The 20,105-nt window shown below is 37.5% G+C and carries 21 protein-coding genes; 15 read left to right on the top strand and 6 right to left on the bottom strand.

The genetic code is table 11. From position 1 onward, the window contains the following. Positions 1-173 precede the first annotated feature (173 nt). The 4 genes from ABJQ32_01835 to ABJQ32_01820 form a co-directional block, all read right to left on the bottom strand. Entirely contained in the window at positions 174-506 is a 333-nt protein-coding gene (locus ABJQ32_01835) for a zinc ribbon domain-containing protein YjdM (GenBank protein ID MEP5288358.1), read from the bottom strand. A gap of 202 nt (positions 507-708) precedes the next feature. After that, positions 709-1,344, bottom strand: a complete 636-nt coding sequence (locus ABJQ32_01830) for a hypothetical protein (GenBank protein MEP5288357.1) — start codon at positions 1,342-1,344, stop codon at positions 709-711. Positions 1,345-1,417: 73 nt separating this feature from the next. Beyond that, a complete protein-coding gene (locus ABJQ32_01825) occupies positions 1,418-3,790 on the bottom strand; it encodes a TonB-dependent receptor (protein MEP5288356.1) in 2,373 nt (790 codons plus the stop codon). A gap of 3 nt (positions 3,791-3,793) precedes the next feature. Beyond that, the gene (locus ABJQ32_01820; protein MEP5288355.1) at positions 3,794-4,210 is read right to left on the bottom strand and encodes a transcriptional repressor; all 417 of its coding nucleotides are present in this window, start codon (positions 4,208-4,210) and stop codon (positions 3,794-3,796) included. 79 nt (positions 4,211-4,289) lie between these two features. Between ABJQ32_01820 and ABJQ32_01815 the strand changes: the two genes are divergently transcribed. Then, the gene (locus ABJQ32_01815) at positions 4,290-4,490 is read left to right on the top strand and encodes a DUF6728 family protein (GenBank protein MEP5288354.1); all 201 of its coding nucleotides are present in this window, start codon (positions 4,290-4,292) and stop codon (positions 4,488-4,490) included. A gap of 72 nt (positions 4,491-4,562) precedes the next feature. After that, positions 4,563-5,297 (top strand): transporter, encoded by a 735-nt coding sequence (locus tag ABJQ32_01810; GenBank protein MEP5288353.1) that lies wholly within the window; start codon positions 4,563-4,565, stop codon positions 5,295-5,297. On the opposite strand, the gene ABJQ32_01805 is transcribed toward ABJQ32_01810, so the two are convergent. Next, on the bottom strand, positions 5,294-7,546 hold the full coding sequence (locus ABJQ32_01805) for a TonB-dependent receptor (protein ID MEP5288352.1): 2,253 nt from the start codon (positions 7,544-7,546) through the stop codon (positions 5,294-5,296). The two genes, ABJQ32_01810 and ABJQ32_01805, sit on opposite strands and share 4 nt — an antisense overlap. A 152-nt stretch (positions 7,547-7,698) precedes the next feature. On the opposite strand from ABJQ32_01805, the gene ABJQ32_01800 reads away from it, so the two are divergent. Then, complete coding sequence (locus ABJQ32_01800; GenBank protein MEP5288351.1) at positions 7,699-8,058, top strand: MmcQ/YjbR family DNA-binding protein; 360 nt, start codon at positions 7,699-7,701, stop codon at positions 8,056-8,058. An 8-nt stretch (positions 8,059-8,066) separates the two neighbouring features. On the opposite strand, the gene ABJQ32_01795 is transcribed toward ABJQ32_01800, so the two are convergent. Then, on the bottom strand, positions 8,067-9,149 hold the full coding sequence (locus ABJQ32_01795) for an adenylate/guanylate cyclase domain-containing protein (GenBank protein ID MEP5288350.1): 1,083 nt from the start codon (positions 9,147-9,149) through the stop codon (positions 8,067-8,069). Between ABJQ32_01795 and ABJQ32_01790 the strand changes: the two genes are divergently transcribed. The 12 genes from ABJQ32_01790 to rplT all read left to right on the top strand — a co-directional run bounded on the left by ABJQ32_01790 (position 9,133) and on the right by rplT (position 20,050). Next, on the top strand, positions 9,133-9,588 hold the full coding sequence (locus ABJQ32_01790; GenBank protein ID MEP5288349.1) for a GNAT family N-acetyltransferase: 456 nt from the start codon (positions 9,133-9,135) through the stop codon (positions 9,586-9,588). The genes ABJQ32_01795 and ABJQ32_01790 overlap by 17 nt on opposite strands. A gap of 66 nt (positions 9,589-9,654) precedes the next feature. Beyond that, positions 9,655-11,949, top strand: coding sequence for an acyl-CoA dehydrogenase (locus ABJQ32_01785; GenBank protein MEP5288348.1), 2,295 nt, complete (start codon positions 9,655-9,657; stop codon positions 11,947-11,949). 104 nt (positions 11,950-12,053) lie between these two features. Then, positions 12,054-12,674, top strand: a complete 621-nt coding sequence (locus tag ABJQ32_01780; protein ID MEP5288347.1) for an SGNH/GDSL hydrolase family protein — start codon at positions 12,054-12,056, stop codon at positions 12,672-12,674. Positions 12,675-12,768: 94 nt separating this feature from the next. Next, positions 12,769-13,593, top strand: a complete 825-nt coding sequence (locus ABJQ32_01775; protein MEP5288346.1) for a hypothetical protein — start codon at positions 12,769-12,771, stop codon at positions 13,591-13,593. Then, a complete protein-coding gene (locus tag ABJQ32_01770; GenBank protein ID MEP5288345.1) occupies positions 13,511-14,572 on the top strand; it encodes a glycosyltransferase in 1,062 nt (353 codons plus the stop codon). Before ABJQ32_01775 ends, ABJQ32_01770 begins: the two co-directional genes overlap by 83 nt. Before the next feature lie 61 nt (positions 14,573-14,633). Beyond that, a complete protein-coding gene (locus ABJQ32_01765; protein ID MEP5288344.1) occupies positions 14,634-14,918 on the top strand; it encodes a hypothetical protein in 285 nt (94 codons plus the stop codon). Positions 14,919-14,947: 29 nt separating this feature from the next. Continuing rightward, on the top strand, positions 14,948-15,691 hold the full coding sequence (locus tag ABJQ32_01760) for a LexA family transcriptional regulator (protein ID MEP5288343.1): 744 nt from the start codon (positions 14,948-14,950) through the stop codon (positions 15,689-15,691). Positions 15,692-15,736: 45 nt separating this feature from the next. Further along, a complete protein-coding gene (locus ABJQ32_01755) occupies positions 15,737-16,807 on the top strand; it encodes a hypothetical protein (protein MEP5288342.1) in 1,071 nt (356 codons plus the stop codon). Further along, the gene (thrS, locus tag ABJQ32_01750; GenBank protein ID MEP5288341.1) at positions 16,807-18,750 is read left to right on the top strand and encodes a threonine--tRNA ligase; all 1,944 of its coding nucleotides are present in this window, start codon (positions 16,807-16,809) and stop codon (positions 18,748-18,750) included. Before ABJQ32_01755 ends, thrS begins: the two co-directional genes overlap by 1 nt. Before the next feature lie 29 nt (positions 18,751-18,779). Continuing rightward, the gene (gene infC, locus ABJQ32_01745; protein ID MEP5288340.1) at positions 18,780-19,376 is read left to right on the top strand and encodes a translation initiation factor IF-3; all 597 of its coding nucleotides are present in this window, start codon (positions 18,780-18,782) and stop codon (positions 19,374-19,376) included. Between the two features lie 21 nt (positions 19,377-19,397). Continuing rightward, the gene (gene rpmI, locus ABJQ32_01740; GenBank protein ID MEP5288339.1) at positions 19,398-19,592 is read left to right on the top strand and encodes a 50S ribosomal protein L35; all 195 of its coding nucleotides are present in this window, start codon (positions 19,398-19,400) and stop codon (positions 19,590-19,592) included. 113 nt (positions 19,593-19,705) lie between these two features. After that, the gene (gene rplT, locus ABJQ32_01735; protein MEP5288338.1) at positions 19,706-20,050 is read left to right on the top strand and encodes a 50S ribosomal protein L20; all 345 of its coding nucleotides are present in this window, start codon (positions 19,706-19,708) and stop codon (positions 20,048-20,050) included. The last annotated feature ends 55 nt before the right edge of the window (positions 20,051-20,105 follow it).

Below are 20,105 nucleotides of genomic sequence, written 5' to 3'. Positions count from 1 at the left end.
ATAGATACTCAAATCATCTTTAAAAATACTGATTTTGGAGATGTTAATACATTAATCGAAGAAAGTTTATTCGTATTCTAAGAAGTATTGTCCGATTCAGTAATAGGTAGGACGCTGATTAAATCAAGAAAGATTCACTTATGATTTAATGATTTTTTCTATTAGTTAGAAGGTTATGCCTTCTTTACAAATTCCGACTTGAGTGCCATAGAACCAAATCCATCAATCTTACAATCAATGTTGTGATCGCTATCTGTGAGGCGAATATTTTTCACTTTGGTGCCAGCTTTGACAGGCTTGGGGGCACCCTTGACTGGTAAATCCTTCACCACCACGACAGAGTCACCATCCTTCAGTACATTTCCATTGGCATCCTTGATCACCGTTTCTTCAATCTCATCTTCCTCAGGATTCCACTCATGACCACACTCAGGACACATGAGTAAATTATCAGTAGGGTAGGCGTATGGCGATTTACAGTTGGGGCAAGGAGGTATTTTCGACATGGGACAAAGGTAGCCAACTAGAATAAAGTGAATCACTTACGGTTCTTGCAAAAAGAAAAATAGATAACAGTCTTAAAATTGAGCATATAGATTCTAGACATAAAAAAACCACTTCAACATTTGTCAAAGTGGTCTCTGATTTAACTACCTAAAGTAAGTTTTAACCTAATATACTTGAGAGATAGTTATAGTTATCGTCAGACTATTCGTTGATATTCAACACAAAGTCAAGATCAATATCTGAATCTCCTGTTAGGGAAGTGGATGTAGCTGTTTTCTGAGGGGTACCTCCTTCTTCAAGTGGTGGTTGATGTTTTAGAATAACAGTGAATGTTGAGCCTGAAGCTGCAGCACCTGTTTCCCAAGAAGTCAACAAACCCAGAGGTAAAGTCCCATCATCATCACCATAATTCATTTCATCATTTCTACTAGAAGCACCTATATTTCCATCACCAGTCGGACTAGTGAAGACATCAGATGTAAAACCGAAAAAGAACATATGTTCGTCATCTTCTCCTTGAATTTCAGCCGTAACATTTTGTTCTTCGACCTCATCAGTTAAAGTATTTAGCAGCGCAATGGAAAGATCATAAGCAGTATTAGCTGCCAAATTTATTTCTGTCTGTTCCGCTTCAATTGGTCCTTCTTCTCCATCTATATCAAACCAAGTTGCTACAACAGGAGTACCACCACCATCAGGTGTGAAGGTAAGTGTTACAGATGTGATTTCTTCTTCCTCATTCTCCGCTGCAGGTGCGTCATCATCACTACAGCTAGATAATAAAACAACACTTCCTAAAAGTGCTACGCTCATTAGATTGTTAAGTCTATTCTTCATTTTGTTAATTGATTAATGCAATACTATTGCAAGTATAATAAGGAATATTATAAATGCAACAGTGTTGTAAGAACTAAAATGAATAACTTATGTGAGCGGTCAAATTAATGCCCGGATCATCTGCATAGTATCTGAGGAAATCCGTATACCTACGGTAGGAAGTATTTAGAAGATTTTGACCTCTTATAGCAAATTGCAAATTTTTCTTCTTGTATTCAATACTACCATTCAAAAGAAAGAAACCATTAGGAGCTTGCACCAAATCAAATATTTCATCTTGTTCAAAAGGTATTTCTTGAGCATCGATAATTTGATCAGGTGTAATGACAGGAGGTTCATTGAATTGCCTTGCTGTCCATTCAGGATTTATTTTAAAGCTGAAATTTCTGTATTTCCTGACGAATTCTATTTGCACATTCAAAGGAGGGATGCCGACAAAAGATCCATCATTATTTAGGTCTTCAGCATAAACATAAGAAGCCTTTATTCCTGTTTGAAAAAATTCACTCCAATACTTCTTAATATCTAGATCAATTCCGGAATAGAAAGCATCTGTTTGGTCAAATATGAAATAGGGTAATGTCCCCCTTCTCGAACCTCTTAAACCGAAAGGTCTTGAGAAGAAATAGTTACGGATGTAATTGACATATGGCGTTACCTCCAAATCGAATGATTCTGTCCTTAATTCTACAGAACTAATCCATTTCAGGCCTTGCTCATTTTTAATGGAACGATCTTCTTCAGTTAAGACACGGTCAAATTCAATTTCATTGGCACTTGTGAATTCATGTCTCCAAATACCATATTGAAGTATGTTTTGATGTCTTCCAAAACTATAGAGTTCCCCAATATTTGGTGGTCTCCAGGCCGTTCCAATATTTGTTCTAACAGAAATGATTTTGCTTAGCTGTTTTACCATTCCAATGGTAAAACTGAAGTTTTGATAGTTTTGATTGTTTCTAAAAATGTTTTGAAAAAGATCTCTTCCCCTTACATCCTGGTTCATGAAATCATATCGGATTCCTGCCTCATATACCGTATTTCCAACGGTATATGATTCAATCCCAAATATTCCTATATTATAAGTGTTGTAATTGGGGATGAAAGGAGTAGTTCCTGTTCCAAAAATGTTGTCATTGTTTTGTGTGAACAATTGGATTCCATATGTGCCTGACCAAACACCTTCGCTGGGATGATCCCAATCTATGTCTAACGAGTGAGAGATAAGTTTTAAATCAATTGATGGCTGTGAATTTAAGTTTCCGCGCCTTACATCAAATTCTTTTCTTAGGTTATTCTGAAAAGCATATTGAATATCAAACTGTTGCTTGCCTAAGAAAAGCGATGCTTTTAGGCGTATCAGATCATGTTTAACCTCCTGTTTTGGATTATTGATGTCGTATGAAAAAGGAAAAGTCTCATTAGGTATTTCGGCTTGAAAAGCAAATAGTAAGTCTTCAAAGTTTCCATTTACAGAACCTCTTAGTATTCCAAGCTCCTGATTAAACCTACTAGCGTAAATGTTTATGTCTATGATTGGAAAATGGAATTTTCCCGCCAGTGAGAATCCTAACTCTCGTTTCCCTGTGTTTGTTAACTGATAGTTTGGTGCACTTAAATCACCTTGTCTTATTCCAGAGATAGAAGCTCGCCAAGCAGCTCTTTCAAAACCTTGTGTCAGACTTAACTCTCCGTTGTAAGCACGCCCATTGGTTTGAAAACCTCCATTTACTTCACCACTCAGTTTAGTATTGTAAGTAGGGGATGGGGCATCAAATAGAATCACTCCACCGAGTGCTTCAGAACCATACCTGACAGTAGATGCTCCTTTAACCAGTTGAATTCTATCAACTTGCGTAGGGTCTATCTCAGGGCCATGTTCCGTTCCCCAAGCTTGATAGGCATGTCTTACACCATTGTTGATGATTAAAACTCTATTGGAATGCAAGCCATGAACGATAGGCTTGGAAATGTTCTGGCCGGTTTTAAGCAAACTCACACCTGAGGTTTGAGCAAAGATTTCTCCTGCTGATTGGCCAGCTGCATCAAGAACATCTAACTGAATTTCTTTAGAACTGAGTGTTTTAAGGTCATGGACATTCAACTTTTCTTCTACAACAACACTTTCTAGCAGTGTTTCATCTGCAGCCATATAAATGATCGGATCAGCATGATGAAAATCATGATGGTGTACGACAGTCTTGTAACCTAGAAAACGAACTTCCAGATCCACTTCATCATCACATATATTTTCGATAATAAAATCCCCATTTTCACCTGCAACAGCACCCTTTGAAGAATCTAAAACTTTAATGGTGGCAAAAGGTAAAGGCTCCTTGGAGTCTATATCTAAGATTTTACCTTCTATAGTTCTGGTACATGGATTTGTTTGTGCAAATGCAAACACTCCAATGAGATAAAAAAAAGTAAGCAGAATGATCCTCATAGTTTACGCACATTTAGCGCAAACGCCATCTACAATCATGTTTACGGCACCTATCTGATATCCAATAGGAACAGTCACCTTAGGAACTTCCTTGTCATCCAGACATTCAATTTGACCGCAGGTATTGCATTTAAAATGGATATGATTATGATCATGATGTTCCGGAGAACATGTTTCATGGCAGAGGCCATAGGTGGCAACTCCAGTAGCATTAGGAATTTTATGAAGAATACCTGAATCTAAAAAGCTATTCAATGTGCGATAAAGAGTCACTCTGTCGTATTGAGTGAACTTATTTTCTAAGCTTCCTTGAGAAAGCGCACTCTTCTCATCGAGAAAGTACTGCACTACATCCAGCCTGCAATCTGTAATTCGAAGATTATGATTTTTTAAAATGGATTTTAGGTTATCCTTTGACATATCGCAAATATAGTTTATGCAACTCATTTGCATTTACTAAATAAACACTTTCCTACCTTTGCAGGTTTAATAGAAGGATATGGATAATAAAAATTCAAATAAAGAGAAGGTTAATTACTTTGATTTCAGTGAGGTTTTGACCTACTTCTTTCGAAAGAAGGACCCTAATCGTCCAAAAAGCTTCAATCTGAAAGCAATGCATACCATCAATAAGATCTCAATGCTGATGTTTTTGGGAGCAGTGATCGTGATGATTGTGAGAGCTATTTCCAGAGCTTAGAGATATTAATTCTTTTATTCAGAAAACATCTAACAATTATACCAGATGATCAATTTGGTATATTTTAGGAAAATGAAACATCTCCTCACTTTACTATTTGTTTTGTCTGTCTTAGGTATATCAGCTCAAGAGTCTGGTCCAATAGTGACCGATCGACCGACACAATCTGCAGCATCAAACGTGGTTCCAAAAGGGTCTGCTCTTATTGAGTACGGCTTTATTCACGAAAGCGTGGGAGATGTAACAAACATTACTTTCGCTAATTTTTTGGCTAGGGTGGGATTGTTGGATGGTCTGGAGTTTAGAATAACACAGAATTATCTACAAGTAAAGGACGATGCTTCTGATTTTGACGTTAGTGGATTGTCACCAATAACTCTTGGAACGAAAGTTCATTTGATAGAAGAGCGAGGGGCAATTCCTCAAGTTAGTATTATAGGACAGGTAACATTTGCTAACGGGAATGAGGCCTTTAAGCCAAGTCAAAGTATTCCCGAAGTGCGTCTAAGTTTTTCTAATTCTTTAACTGAGTCTCTCTCATTAGGATACAATATTGGAATGACTTTCCCTGAAGAAAGTACTCAAACATTATATACACTCGTTTTAGGCTATTCTTTTGCTCCAGGTTGGACAGTCTTTGCTGAACCTTATGGCTTCTTTTACGATGGAGAATCAGATCAACGATTCAATACTGGATTGATTTACCTCTGCAGTGATAAAGTTCAGTTTGATATATCTGGAGGATTTGGACTTTCAGATATATCACCGGATTCTTTTATTGGTTTCGGAGCAGCAATTGGATTCTAATTTCTTGCAAGATTCCAACTAATTCCTAAGTAAAATTCCCTTCCGTGTATGGGGGCATAGGCATACGCTGTATCGAAGCTATCGCTAAACCCAAAATTAGCATTTGGATCATTGGTCCCAACAACTGGAGACCATGGTTGCTTATAATCAAATATATTCTGCAAGCCTCCGTATATAGACCACCCCTTATTCAAATTCTTTGAAACCTGAAGGTTGTGAATACCAAATGTAGGAGAAGAAGTGGGTCTTGATGAAAGCATTGGATTGCTATTTTCATCTAAATCAAATACTACAGGAAGTGCCATGGGCCCAGTCAAACGAGCTGTATATCCTAGTGTCATCTTTGCAGACTTGATAGTATAGTTTGCAGTTAAAATACCTGTCCATTGCGGTGCAAACTCAATATCCTTGGTTTCGTCATTCTCTGTTTCAGTAACCTCTTGTAGATTCAATCCAATATTGAACGCTAGAGGAAATGACATTTCCTGTTGGATGTTAATTCCGATTCCTCTACTGATAGCAAAACCATCCGTATTTGAATAAGTGATTTGGCCTTCCGTTTCATAATCAGGAGTAATTTTATTGGTGAAATACGTATAAAATGCGTCCACGTCTATCATGCCCTGACTAGCTCCTATGGTGTACACATGATTCGCATTGAGAGAGAAGTTGTAGGATTCTTCTGGTTGTAGCTCTTCTTCAATAATGACTTCTCGTTGACCAGTCACAAAGGCATGATCTTCAGTAAAAAGATTGACAATTCGGAATCCTGTTCCAAAGTTGGATCGAAGTGTAGTCCATTCACTTGGCTTAAATTTCAAGTTTAGCCTCGGTGCAGCAATCACTCCATGATCGGAGTAATGATCTAGCCTAACTCCAGATAAGGCTGTGAATTTTTTAGAGATCTCCCACTCATCTTGAACAAACAAGCCAGGTATGTATTGATCATCAGGTTGGTTAGTGCCATTATTCTCTGTCGCCACAGTATTGTCATCATAGCTTTGATAGCGAGAGGTGATACCAGTTGTCAAATCATGATTACTCAGTGGCTTATTCCAGATGAAATTGGTGAAAGCGATATCCTGTGAAGCTTTGTAGTAATCGGCACCATAGTAGCTATCCTGATCATGTGTACTGAATGAATAGTCAATTTTAATATTTTCTGATAACGCCAATTCGTAAGTTCCAAAAAGCTCAAAGCGATTGGTGTAGATACTTTCTCCGTAAATTTCATCACTTCCACGGAGGGTTCGATAATTGCGATCTTTTAAGAAATCTTCCACACCGTTTCTTCGGTCTTCATAATAGTACTTCCCAGAAATGGTAAACCGTTTTCCGGAAGCTCGATTGATGTTCCACTTGGTGAACAAAGAAATACGGTCCAAGTTGATATTATCCCCAAACCCATCTTCATTTTCATCATCAAAATCGTTTATATAGGCATAATTCAATCCAATGTAACCGGAAGATTTTCCAATCATGGGCGCCAAAGAAAAATTCCCAAAGGACTCACCATGAGAGGTGCCCATGGCATCTGCGGAGAACCTTGGCTGAGAAGAAGGATCTTTGGTAATGATGTTGATTACACCAGCAACGGCCTCTGATCCATACAAGGTAGAACTAGGTCCTTTAATTACTTCAAATCGGTCGATAATCATGCTGGGAATTCCATTCAATCCATAGACTGAAGCCAGATTACCATAAATAGGAGAGCCATCCATCAGAATGGCCGTGTATGGACCAGGCAAGCCATTGATTGAGATGCTATTTGTAAAGCAAACACCACATGCAGTCACTTCCTGTACGCCGTTAACGAGGGAGATACCTTCAACAATACTTGTAGCAGCAGTTGGAATATAGGTGCTTAAGTGTTTGGCTGTCACTACTTCGACCTTTACAGGAGATTGTGAAACAAACGTGGGGTTCATAGTTCCCGTAACGATTACTTCATCCATGGCTAACGTGCTTTCTTCAAGTTCTATGTTGATATTCTCAGATGTGGGAACTGTGATTGATCTTTTTGAAATTTTAAAACCTACTGAACGTACCTCTAATTGATAATCTCCACTAGGTATATCTGTTATTTTAAAGCTACCATCAACCAATGTGATTGTTCCGTATTCTGTGTTTAGTAATCTGACAGTTGCTCCCGGAAACCCTTCATCATCTGAAGTTATTTTTCCTGAAATAGAATGCTGTCCTATGAGAAAAGTTGGGGTGAACAGAAAAGAAAATAGTAGATACTTCATATCACCACTTTAATGATGTGATTATGCAAAACTAAATATTAGGCTTAACATATCAAAAATTTAGATTAGTCTAAAAATAATTGATTATAATTATTTTAATAAAATGGTAGATCATCAAATACCGCTCTACATAAAATCATTAACTTCATATCATGAACATCGAAGAATTCAGAGATTACTGCTTAACAAAGCCAGGAACTACCGAAGAGACTCCCTTTGGCCCTGATACGCTTGTATTCAAAGTGATGGGGAAGGTTTATGCGATTACCGGCATTGATATATTTGATTTCATCAACTTGAAGTGCGATCCTGAGTACGCTATAGAGCTAAGGGAAAAATACGATGGATCAATAAGGCCGGGCTATCACATGAATAAGAAGCAATGGAACTCTGTAGATACGGATGGTAGTGTGCCCGACGACCTAATGAAATCCTTGATCAATCATAGTTATGATTTGATTGTAGAGAAACTCACCTTAAAAGTCAAAGAAGAGTTAGGTAAGCTTAGCTGACTTAAGTCTTATGCCATAGATAGATCACTGACGGCATAAATCTTAAGGTTTTTGCTTTTGCCCTTCAGTTGAATATCCCCCATCAGTTCGTACTCACTATCTGTGATTTCGCTTAAGGCGTTTTCTAAATTTTCAGAGATTAATACTTTTCTATTGAATTCATTGCAACAAGCCTGAATTCTTGCAGCGGTATTTAACACATCTCCGTGGTAGGCAATTTCTCTTTTTATTTCTCCGACTTCAGCTACCATTACTCGACCCATTTCAAGGCCTGCTTTGAATTGAGGTACTACCCCAAATTTGGACTCATAATAGTTTCTTTTGCTCTCAAGTAAGTCTCGATATTTGAAGTAAAACCGAATGCAGTTTAGATCTTTTAAGCCTTCTTCAATAGACCAACTCAACACGATCTCATCACCTACATATTGATAGATATGCGCTTTGTGCTCTATGACAAGATCAGAAACATCATAAAAGCAACTTTGGATCAATCGGCTGTATTTATGATGGCCAAGCTGTTCTGCAATGGTAGTTGAGCTCTTTAAATCCAAAAACATGAATATTCTGTGCTCCTCTTTTGGGTGGTAAAATTCACCTCTTAGCATCTTCCACAAATTACCTGGACCAAACTTTTTATCAACTTCCTTAAAAAAATCAATGAGGAACCCAACGATAAAAATGTAAACAATCAAAAGTATCATCTGCCTAGAAAAAACAAACTCTTGATAAAGCTCCCAATCAAAATCAATTTGGGTAATCTTTGAAAAGGCCCTAAATCCAAATGTGACTAACAAGAAAATGGAAATCAACGAGCTAACGGAACCAATAATTATTGTCTTGCCAAAGGAGACTCTTTTGTAAATATATTTTTCAAAAAAAAACTGAAGCGATCCAAAAATAAGTCCAGCCATTAACCCCAGGGCCAAATGAAACCTGATTTGTTGAGTAAAGGTGAGTGGTTCAAGTCCTCCAGGACGAATGATCTCTTGCCCAAACTCTCTCATGAGTGTCCAGAATACAATAGCAGGAGTCCAAAATATAAACTGACGTATAAGTGACTTTATATAGTTGGATTTGATAGATAGATTCAAGCTGATAGTAGGTAAGGTATTACGTGTTTATCATAACAAACGCAATTTCAAACATTTAGGATTAACGACAGGTAATAATATTCTAGAGCCTTATTTGAGGGATAAAATTGTAAAGTTTTTACATACAGATGAAATCACTCACTATCTTTCTGTCATGAGTTACGAAGTGAAAAATCAAGAATCCGATACAAAAGGGTCATACTATGTAGAAATTGATGGTAAAAGAGTGGCTGAAATGACCTACTCTGTAGCCGGAACAGATAGGATCATTATAGATCACACAGACGTGAGTGATGAATATCGTGGTTCAGGAATGGGAGAGAAACTAGTGATAAAAGCAGTTGAAGATGCAAGAAAAAAAGGAATTAGTATTGTGCCTCTTTGCCCATTTGCCAGATCTGTCTTTAGTAAACATGAAGAGTTGAGGGACGTCTTATGATTCCTAAGCGACTTTGAAACCATACTATGTTTAAGTAGTAACTAAATTGAACAGATAAATAAAACCATGACGGAATCTATAAACTCTCCATTACTCCAAGACAACCCTTCTTTGTATAGTTTCTTTCCACTTTTTTATATGGCGTGGGCTGATGCTATTCTTCTTCCTTCTGAGATTTCGTCAATTGATTCTTATATCAAAAAGCAGGTTTGGCTTTCAGAAAAAGAAAATGTCTTTCTCAGATCATTTCTGAATCCAATGAATCCTCCAAGTCCTAAAGAACTTAAGACCTGGAAACAGAAAATCAATGAATTAGAACTCGAATTAAATGATAGCTTAGTTGATATTGGCATTAAGCTTTCGAAATTAAAAGGTACAGATATAAGTTCTGAACTTAAGAATTCATTGAAAGAGATTGAAGAAATACTGGGGATTGTATCTGATGAATCATCTTACCATCTTCAATCGAAGAAACCGAAGACCTTAATTGAAGGTCTGAAAACAAACCCGTCTTTTGAAGTCGATAAAATGACTCATATTTTAGATGGAGATAATCATGAGATCATTGAGCGGGTAAAGAAAGTTCTGGCAGATCCAACTTTTAATTATCTGGAAACGAATGATCTCCCTACATACCGTGAAAAAGTATTCACTTGGTGCAAGCTTTTAGCAGATCAAGGTTTTGGATCAATGGCTTTTCCTGAAGAATTTGGAGGAGAAGGTAATATGAAAAAATACTTTGCTATCATGGAAACACTTTCATATCATGATTTAAGCACGGTAATTAAATTCGGTGTACAATTTGGACTATGGGGGATGAGTGTGTTTTTTCTTGGTACGAAGAAACATCATAAAAAGTACTTAAAAGCTATTGGTTCTATGGCTCTGCCTGGCTGTTTTGCAATGACAGAAACAGGACACGGGTCGAATGTAAAAGGACTTGAGACCACAGCTACTTACCATCATGAAAAGAGGTCTTTCACTATTCATACACCTAATCATAAGGCAGGCAAAGAGTATATAGGAAACGCGGCACTACATGGTCAGATGGCTACCGTTTTTGCAAAGTTAATCATTGATGGGACTGACTATGGAGTGAATGCATTCATTGTGCCATTGAGAGAGGAATCATCCAAATTCGTAGAAGGAGTGAAAATTGAAGATTGTGGAAGAAAGATGGGCTTGAATGGAGTAGATAATGGACGGATATGGTTTGATCAAGTCGAAATACCATATGATAGTATGCTAGATAGATATGCCAGCATAGATGAAGATGGACAATTTCAAAGCCCGATAGCCAGTGATAATCGTCGTTTTTTTACAATGCTGGGGACATTGGTAGGGGGTAGAATAGGGATTCCACGTTCGGGGCTAAGTGCTTCAAAATCCGGATTGACAATTGCAATTAAACATGGAGATAGACGGAGACAATTTGGCCCTGAAAATGGAAGCGAAGTACCTGTATTGAACTATCGATCCCATCAAAGGAGATTAATGCCCTTACTCGCAAACAGCTATGCTTCCCATTTTGCTTTGCAATATGTGACCAATCGATTTCTCAATCGGAAGGAAGAAGAAATGCAAGAGATCGAAGCAATGGCTGCAGGATTAAAAGCCTGGTCAACCTGGAACACGACACATACACTTCAGGAATGCAGAGAAGCTTGTGGCGGAAAAGGATATCTTTCTGAGAATCGAATTGATCGTTTGAAGAACGATACAGATGTGTATACCACATTCGAAGGTGACAATACAGTATTGATGCAGTTAGTTGCCAAAGGAAGGTTGTCTGAGTTCAAAAAAGAATTCAGTTACATCAATTTCTTTGGGATGCTTAATTATGTAGCAGAAAAAGCTAAAACTGGGATTACAGAAATGAATCCAATCATTGTAAGAAATACGGACGCTGAGCATTTACTTGATTCGGATTTTCACCTGAGTGCTTTTGAGTATCGAGAAAAAGACATATTAACTTCGGCTGCTAAACGCTTTAAAAAGCATCTGGACTTGGGGATGGACTCATTTGATGCATTCAATCAAACACAATTTCATATGGTTAATGTTGGATATGCGTACGTTGAGCGACTTATACTCGAAAAATTCATAGAACAGGTTGATCAAACTTCTGATGAAGATTGCAAAAACACATTGAATAGACTTTGTCAGCTTTTTGCATTGAGTCAGATAGAAAAAAATAAAGGATGGTACCTCGAGCATGATTACATGTCTGGCACCAAAACAAAGGCCATTAGAAAGATGATCAATCAGCTATGTTGGGAAGTAAGGCAAGATGCTGTTGCTTTAGTTGATGCATTCAATATTCCTGATAACTGCTTAAGTGCACCTATAGCTTTGGATTGATTCTCATAAAATAAGTACCTTGCATGAAATCCCTAATCATGCGTTTTTTATTCATTTTTACCCTATATATTTTAGCTTCTTGCGCTACGAAAAAATCAGATCCTATGACAAATGAAGGATTCATCCATTTGGCTTTGGGTGACTCTTACACAATTGGAGAAGCCGTAAATGTAGATGAGCGCTGGCCAGTTCAGTTAGCTAAACGATTAAGGAAAGACTCTATCAAAATCGATCCTGTAATTGTCGCAACAACAGGCTGGACAACCGATGAGCTTAAATCAGGAATCGTGAAAGCTGATGTTGAAGGTACCTATGATATCGTCTCCTTACTTATTGGAGTCAATAATCAATACAGAGGATATCCTGCTGATGAGTATGAAAGAGAGTTTAAAGATCTATTGGATCAGGCAATTAAGTTAGCTGGAGGTAATCCACATAATGTTTTTGTGATTTCAATTCCAGATTATGGAGTGACACCATTTGCAAAAAAGAAATTGCTTGATGCCGAAAAAATTTCTCGTGAATTAGATAGCTTCAATGCGATAGCTGAAAAGATCACTACACTAAGAGATGTGAAATATATTAACATAACTGTTGGGTCACGAAAAGCCAAAGATGATCCATCATTGATCGCTTCTGACGGGCTACATCCTTCAGGTAAAATGTACGAAATGTGGATTGATCAGATGTATGATCATGTGTTTAACAATCTTTCATCCAGATAAATCTACTAAAAGTTCAATTTCGTCGTTCATTTACCATGATATGAGAAATTACACCTATTTTTGATCCAAATCCCTGCTTGTCACAATCATCTCTATGAAGAGACTGTTCGTCGTTTTGTGTTATGCCTCACTAATGTCTTGTCAAGACAGAGTGATATGTCCTGCCTTTCAGAGTACCTACATACTTGATGATTCCACAAGAAATGCATATTTCTCATACGTCTGGCAGTTAGACGAAAATACGCGAACTCAATTTTTAGCTAAGCAAAGAGGAGAGAGTCCATCAGTAGAAGATACATTAGGCGTTACCGTAGCACAAGGATTAGTAGAGCAACCAAAGACTGATTATTATGCCTATGCAGGAGAGAAAGTGGTTCCATGGAGAGTTCAAAAGCGAACGAAGTATGGAATTATTAAAAACACACCGTATCCAATTAAAAAATATCAGATGCGTACCGCCCCAATGGAGAATGTTCTAGGACCGGAACCTGTCTCCAATGACTTTGTGGCGTCCGACTTTGCAGACTCCCTTGGTGTAGATTCTTTATCTGTCGCTATGGATTCTTTATCTTCAGATTCCTTAGCTACCCAGCCTGTAGCTGCTAAAGAAGAAACCAAATATCTTTATGGATATGATCCCAGCGATAATTTCAATGTAGAACAAGAGTATTACAATAAATACTATTCGTATTTATTCATTGATAACCGTCCTAAACCTCAGCCAGCACCCTTAGATACATTAGGAGGACAGGTTCTTCCAGATTCTTTACAAACTACAAAAGAGCCATTTTTCAAACGCCTTTTCAAAAAGAAAAAGAAGCCCGAAATGCCTCCTGTTGAAGAAACCCCTGAGGAGGCCCCTGCTCCAGAGGAAGCAACAACTGAAGAAGAGAGCGAAGAAGAAAATGGAGGAGGCTAATCCATTAGTTTCTGTCATTCTTCCTTTTTACAATGCTTCATTTTTAGAAGCAGCTATTCAAAGCATACTCAATCAAACATTTAGGGATTTTGAATTGATTTTGATTGATAATGAATCAACGGATGATTCTCTTACAGTAGCCCAAGCATACTGCTCTCATGCCAATGTGAGGCTTATTCAAGAACCTAAAAGAGGAGTTGTTTATGCTGCAAATGCAGGCATAGAACAATGCAAAGGAGAGTTTATCGCGAGGATGGATGCAGATGATATTTCATATTCGAGTCGATTGGAGCATCAGTTGAACAAATTCAAGTCACGGCCACACCTCGATGTTGTTTCAGGACTGATATCATATAAAGGAGATGCTAAAAATGAAGGATTCAAGTATTATGTTTCTTGGCTCAACACCATTCAATCCGAAAAGGACATTTCGCTAAATCAATTCGTTGAATTTCCATTGGCAAACCCTTCAATAATGTTTAGAAAAGAGGTATTCACAAAATACGGAATATACTCAAATGGCTCTTTTCCTGAAGATTACGAACTATTTCTTCGTTTTCAAGAAAATAGTGTGTTAATGGAGAAAGTAGATCATTTAGTACTTGAATGGAGGGATAGTGATACTAGGCTTACTCGTACCAATCCTATTTACAGACCAGACGCTTTTTTCAGTATTAAGGCGAAATATTTAGCAAAATGGTTGAAGAAAAATAATGTTCATCATCCCGAAATAATTGTTTGGGGTGCCGGAAGGTTATCTAGAAGAAGAAGTGACCTTTTACTATCTGAAGGAATCGTCATTTCTGATTACATAGATGTAAAGAAACAACCTGGTATTCTTCATTTTAGTAACATTCCAACACCTGATAAATGCTTCATTGTTTCTTACGTTTCTAATAGAGGCGCTAGAGATGAAATACGAGCCTTTCTTAATGAGCAAGGCTATGTAGAGGGAAAGAACTACATACTTGCTGCATAATAAATCTAAAAATTTTAGTATTTAATTTTTTTTACTAAATTTAAGATCAAATTAGATTGATATGGAAATAGCAAGGAATCTGATATTTGATGATTATTATAAGCTTAGAATTACTTCTAAGAAGCTGAAGTCTGGTAGATATCAAGTAAAGTTTTTTGCTACTGTGAAGGGTAATAAGCAATTGTATGGCTATGTTTTGGTAGAGGCTGAAGAAACTTTAAAAGCTGTCATTGGCAGGATTAGAAGAAGACTTCAAGAATTAGAACAGGCTGTATCACACAAGAATCTTCACTTATGCAATATCAATCAAACATCTCATCCTAATAACTTGATGATTTTTAGATAATGGCATCAATACCAAATAACATAAAGTACATGCGTAAGAAGAAGGGTTACACGCAAGAAACCTTCGCAAATGCATTAGATATTAATCGACCATCAGTAGGTGCATATGAAGAGGGTCGGGCAGATCCTCGTTTAACGACTCTTTCCAAGATGGCGAGATTGTTTGATGTCTCTGTAGATGAATTAATTAATGAAGACCTTACGAATGAGAATAGGGTGCCAAAGCAAAATGTCAAAGTTCTTGCGGTTACGGTCGACGAAAATGCAGATGAAGAATATATACAGTTGGTTCCGACGAAGGCAGCAGCAGGTTACACAAATGGATATGCAGATCCGGAATACTTGACAGACCTTCCAAGGTTTCATTTACCGGTCCTTCCAAAAGGAGGCACCTATCGCGCATTCGAAATATCCGGTGACTCAATGCTTCCATTGCTTTCTGGCAGTATCGTCATAGGAAAATACATAGAGCAACTTAATGAAATAAAGAACGGCAATACATACGTGCTAGTCACTCAATCTGAAGGAGTAGTATATAAGAGAGTCTTTAATTATGTAGAAGAAAAAGGGAAACTGTTTTTGGTTTCTGACAACAAGTCTTTTAGTGCCTATGAACTTGATCCTTCAGAGGTGGTAGAAATTTGGGAAGCTAAAGCATATATATCCGTTGAATTTCCGGACCCCAACTCTTCCAATGATTTATCCATGGACCAATTGATGGATGCAATTGGAAATCTCAAAAAAGATGTAGAACAATTAAAGAAGCATTCCTGAATTAATGGCTAATCCATAAGTTTCAAACTAACTTTGACTCTTTGAATGAGAAGAGTTGTCTTTATTACATTATTAACCTTTTTTGGATGTTCCAGATCTCAGGACGACAGGATTGTTGTGCCTAAGCTACATGCTGGGTTTTATGCAAAAGCATTGAACCAAATCAATGATAAGTTAGATGCAGACCCAAAAAATGAATTACTGGTAGATCAGAAACTTTTCTATTGTGAGCAATTAGATTGGCCAGCAACCTGCATTTCAGCTTTAGAAAAGTATAAAGATCAGCATGGAATGACAAACCAGTTAGTTGATCAATACATCGCTTATTATATCCGTCAAGATGAAAATCAACTTTTGATTGAAGTGATGGATCAATGGAATAATGAGTATGATCTAAAGAAAAAGTACAACTATATTTATATCAATGGTTTAACGCGACTAGGCAAAACCGGAAGAGCGACAGTTGAGTTGCGTAACTATCTAATAGATCATCATTCACTTGAAGATCTTGTTTTTGCTTCAGAGCAATATTTAATAATGAATGATACGCTAATGTCTGCATACAATTTATCTAAAGTGAGAAAGTTAGATATTGATCATGAATTGATGTGGGAATATGGCAACATCCTTTTTAAGCTCAATTATCCTAATAAAGCAATTGAAGTATTGGATGATTTTACTATAAAGAATAAGACGAACAGCAAGAAGCAATTGGCATATGCTAAAATGTTGAATGCGGTAGGTCGTAAGAACCATGCAAGAGGCATTATAAAGCCCTTTGTTCACAATAAAGATTCTATCGCATACTTACTTTCAGATTGGTACAGGGATGATCTCTTGTGGGATTCGGCAACCTTCGTTTTGAAGCAGGTAATAAACAAGGATTCATCTAATAATCAAGCATTTTGGAAGCTAGGTAGGCTGTATGAAGATAGAGGGTGGCTTTTGACTGCATTACCATACTTCGAACATTTAAAAGAAAAGAATCCTAGAGATACTTTAGCCGAACAAAGAATTATCCTTATAGAGCGAAAAATTGCATATTTGCAGCGCTTAAAATTTGAGGAAAATAAAATTCCTACAATAGAATTAGAACCTAAAACAATTAGAAATTAATGAGTGATCAAATCACCATTACATTGCCTGATGGATCAAAACGATCCTATGATAAAGGCGCTACAGCTTTGGATGTGGCCATGAGCATTAGTGAAGGATTAGCTCGTAATGTACTAGCAGCAAAAGTCAATGGAGAGGTGCGCGATTCCTTCAGATCTATAGAGGAGGACGCTGAGCTTCAATTGCTGACGTGGAATGATGATGAAGGTAAATCTACGATGTGGCATTCTTCAGCCCATCTTTTGGCAGAAGCATTAGAAGCTCTATATCCTGGGATTAAACTAGGAATAGGACCTCCAATTGAAAATGGATTTTATTATGATATCGATTTTGGAGACATTGAATTTGATGCTGACAATCTTGAAGCTATAGAGCATAAAATGCTCGAACTTGCTAGAGAGAAGAATTCGTTTACCCGTAAAGAAGTATCTAAAGCGGATGCGATAGCTTATTATAAGGAAAAGGGTGACGAATATAAACTTGAGTTAATTGATGGCTTGGAAGATGGTCAGATTACATTCTATAATCAGGGCAACTTCACTGACCTTTGCCGTGGGCCACATATTCCAAATACGGGATATATAAAAGCTGTAAAAATTCTTAGTGTAGCAGGAGCCTATTGGAGAGGAGATGAAAAAAGAAAACAATTAACCAGACTGTACGCAATCTCTTTCCCTAAGCAAAAGGAACTCAAAGAGCACCTTGAGCTTTTGGAGCAAGCCAAACTCAGAGATCATCGCAAAATAGGTAAGGAATTGGAGCTTTTTACCTTTTCTGAAAAAGTAGGGAAAGGGCTCCCATTATGGTTGCCAAAGGGAGCCGTATTGCGTGAGCGTTTGGAGAGTTTCATGCGTAAAGCTCAATTGAAAGCAGGCTATGATCAGGTAGTTTCTCCGCATATCGGAAGCAAAGAGCTTTATGTGACTTCAGGACATTATGCGAAGTATGGAGAAGATTCTTTTCAGCCAATAAAGACACCTGCTGAAGATGAAGAGTTTTTACTCAAGCCGATGAACTGTCCTCATCATTGCGAAATATACAAATCAAAGCCAAGGTCATACAAGGATCTTCCCATTCGCTATGCAGAATTCGGAACAGTTTACAGATATGAGCAAAGTGGAGAACTTCATGGACTTACACGTGTTAGAGGGTTTACTCAAGACGATGCTCATATTTTTTGTCGTCAGGATCAGGTAAAAGAGGAATTCGCCAAAGTAATTGACTTGGTATTGTATGTTTTTGGAGCCTTGGGCTTTGGTGACTTCACCGCACAAGTTTCTTTGAGAGATCCCGAAAACCCTGATAAGTATATTGGTAAAGATGATGACTGGGAGAGAGCAGAAAGAGAGATTCAGGAGGTAGCTGATGAAAAAGGACTTTCGACAGTAGTAGAGCATGGTGAAGCAGCCTTCTATGGACCGAAGCTTGATTTCATGGTAAAAGATGCTTTAGGAAGAAAGTGGCAACTAGGTACCATCCAAGTTGATTACAGTTTGCCTAACCGGTTTGAGCTTGAATATGTTGGCAGTGATAACCAAAAGCATCGACCTGTCATGATTCATCGTGCACCCTTTGGGTCTATGGAACGATTCATTGCAATCTTGATTGAAAACTGTGCTGGAGACTTTCCGTTATGGTTAGCTCCCGAGCAAATTGCCATTCTTCCCATTTCTGAAAAGTATCATGATTATGCAAAGCAGATATATCAAGATATGCAAGAGCATGATATTCGAGGGTTTGTGGATGAACGTGATGAGAAAATAGGAAAGAAAATAAGAGATGCTGAAGTGAAGAAGATTCCATACATGTTAATTGTAGGGGAAAAAGAGACTGCAGAAGGGGCTGTATCAGTTAGACAGCATGGAGAAGGAGATATCGGATCGATGAAAAAAGAAGAATTTGTTCAACTTTTCAATAATAAAGTGTCCGAACTTATCAAATGAGTTTTTATAAGAGCAAATAATCACGATATTTGCGTTTTGTTTTTAATGTTCAACTTAAACAAAGGAGTACAATCGCTAAACTAAGAAGAAGAGGCCCTTCCAGAATCAGAAAAGAAGAGCCTTACAAGGTAAATGACAAGATCACTGCACGCCAGGTAAGAGTGGTTGGAGAAAACGTGAAGGTTGATGTTTACCCTACAGAACAGGCCATTAAAATTGCTCAAGAGCAAAATTTGGATTTGGTAGAAATTTCACCAAATGCTGACCCGCCCGTTTGCAAAGTGATTGATTATTCTAAGTTCAAATACGAACAGAAGAAGAAGCAAAAGGAAATTAAGGCCAAAGCCCAAAAAACTGTCATAAAGGAAATACGGTTTGGTCCTAATACGGATGATCATGATTTCAATTTTAAATTGAATCATGCAATCAAATTTTTGAAGGAAGGAGCTAAAGTAAAAGCGTATGTTCATTTCTACGGAAGAACAATCGTTTTTAAGGACAGAGGAGAAATTTTGCTACTGAAGTTTGCGCAAGCACTTGAGGAGTATGGTAAGGTGGAGCAGCTTCCTAAAATGGAGGGTAAGCGAATGATCTTGTTTATGGCTCCTAAGCAATTGAAGAAATAAATTAAATTAGAATAAGTAGAAATGCCGAAACTTAAAACAAACTCTAGTGCTAAAAAGCGATTTAAGCTTACAGGTACTGGGAAACTTAAAAGAAAGCATGCATTCAAAAATCACATCTTGACAAAGAAGGAGACGAAGCAAAAGCGAAATCTTCGATACATGTCAGTTGTGGATAAGGCGGATGAGCCAAACATCAAACGTCTTTTGAATCTGTAATTTCAATTAAGTAGATCCGTCAGGTGGCGGATGGTTAAATGTAAAACCCGGTTATTGGTTGAAAGATACAGACGATAAAATGTCAGTACACCAATCGCCAAAACAAAACAAAAATGAGATCAGTAAATCATGTAGCTTCAAGAGCTCGTCGGAAGAAGATGATGAAGCACGCCAAAGGATACTTTGGTAGAAGAAAAAATGTTTGGACAGTGTCCAAGAACGCTATTGAAAAAGGATGGCAATATGCTTATCGTGATAGAAAAGCAAAGAAAAGAGAATTTAGAGCTCTTTGGATTCAACGTATCAATGCTGGAGCAAGAGAGCACGGAATGTCTTACTCTGTATTCATGGGTAAATTGAGTGCAGCAGGTATAGAAATCAACAGAAAGGCGCTTGCTGACTTAGCAATGAATGAGCCTAAAGCTTTCAAAGCTGTCGTTGATGCTGTGAAGAAGTAAGAAATTTCTTAGATAATATTGAACCCTAGCAAAAAATTGTTAGGGTTTTTTTATG

The organism is Marinobacter alexandrii (assembly GCA_039984955.1).
Classification (GTDB): Bacteria; Bacteroidota; Bacteroidia; order Cytophagales; family Cyclobacteriaceae; genus Ekhidna.
Note: the sequence above shows the minus strand (reverse complement) of the source record. Positions and strands in the feature narration are given on the sequence as shown.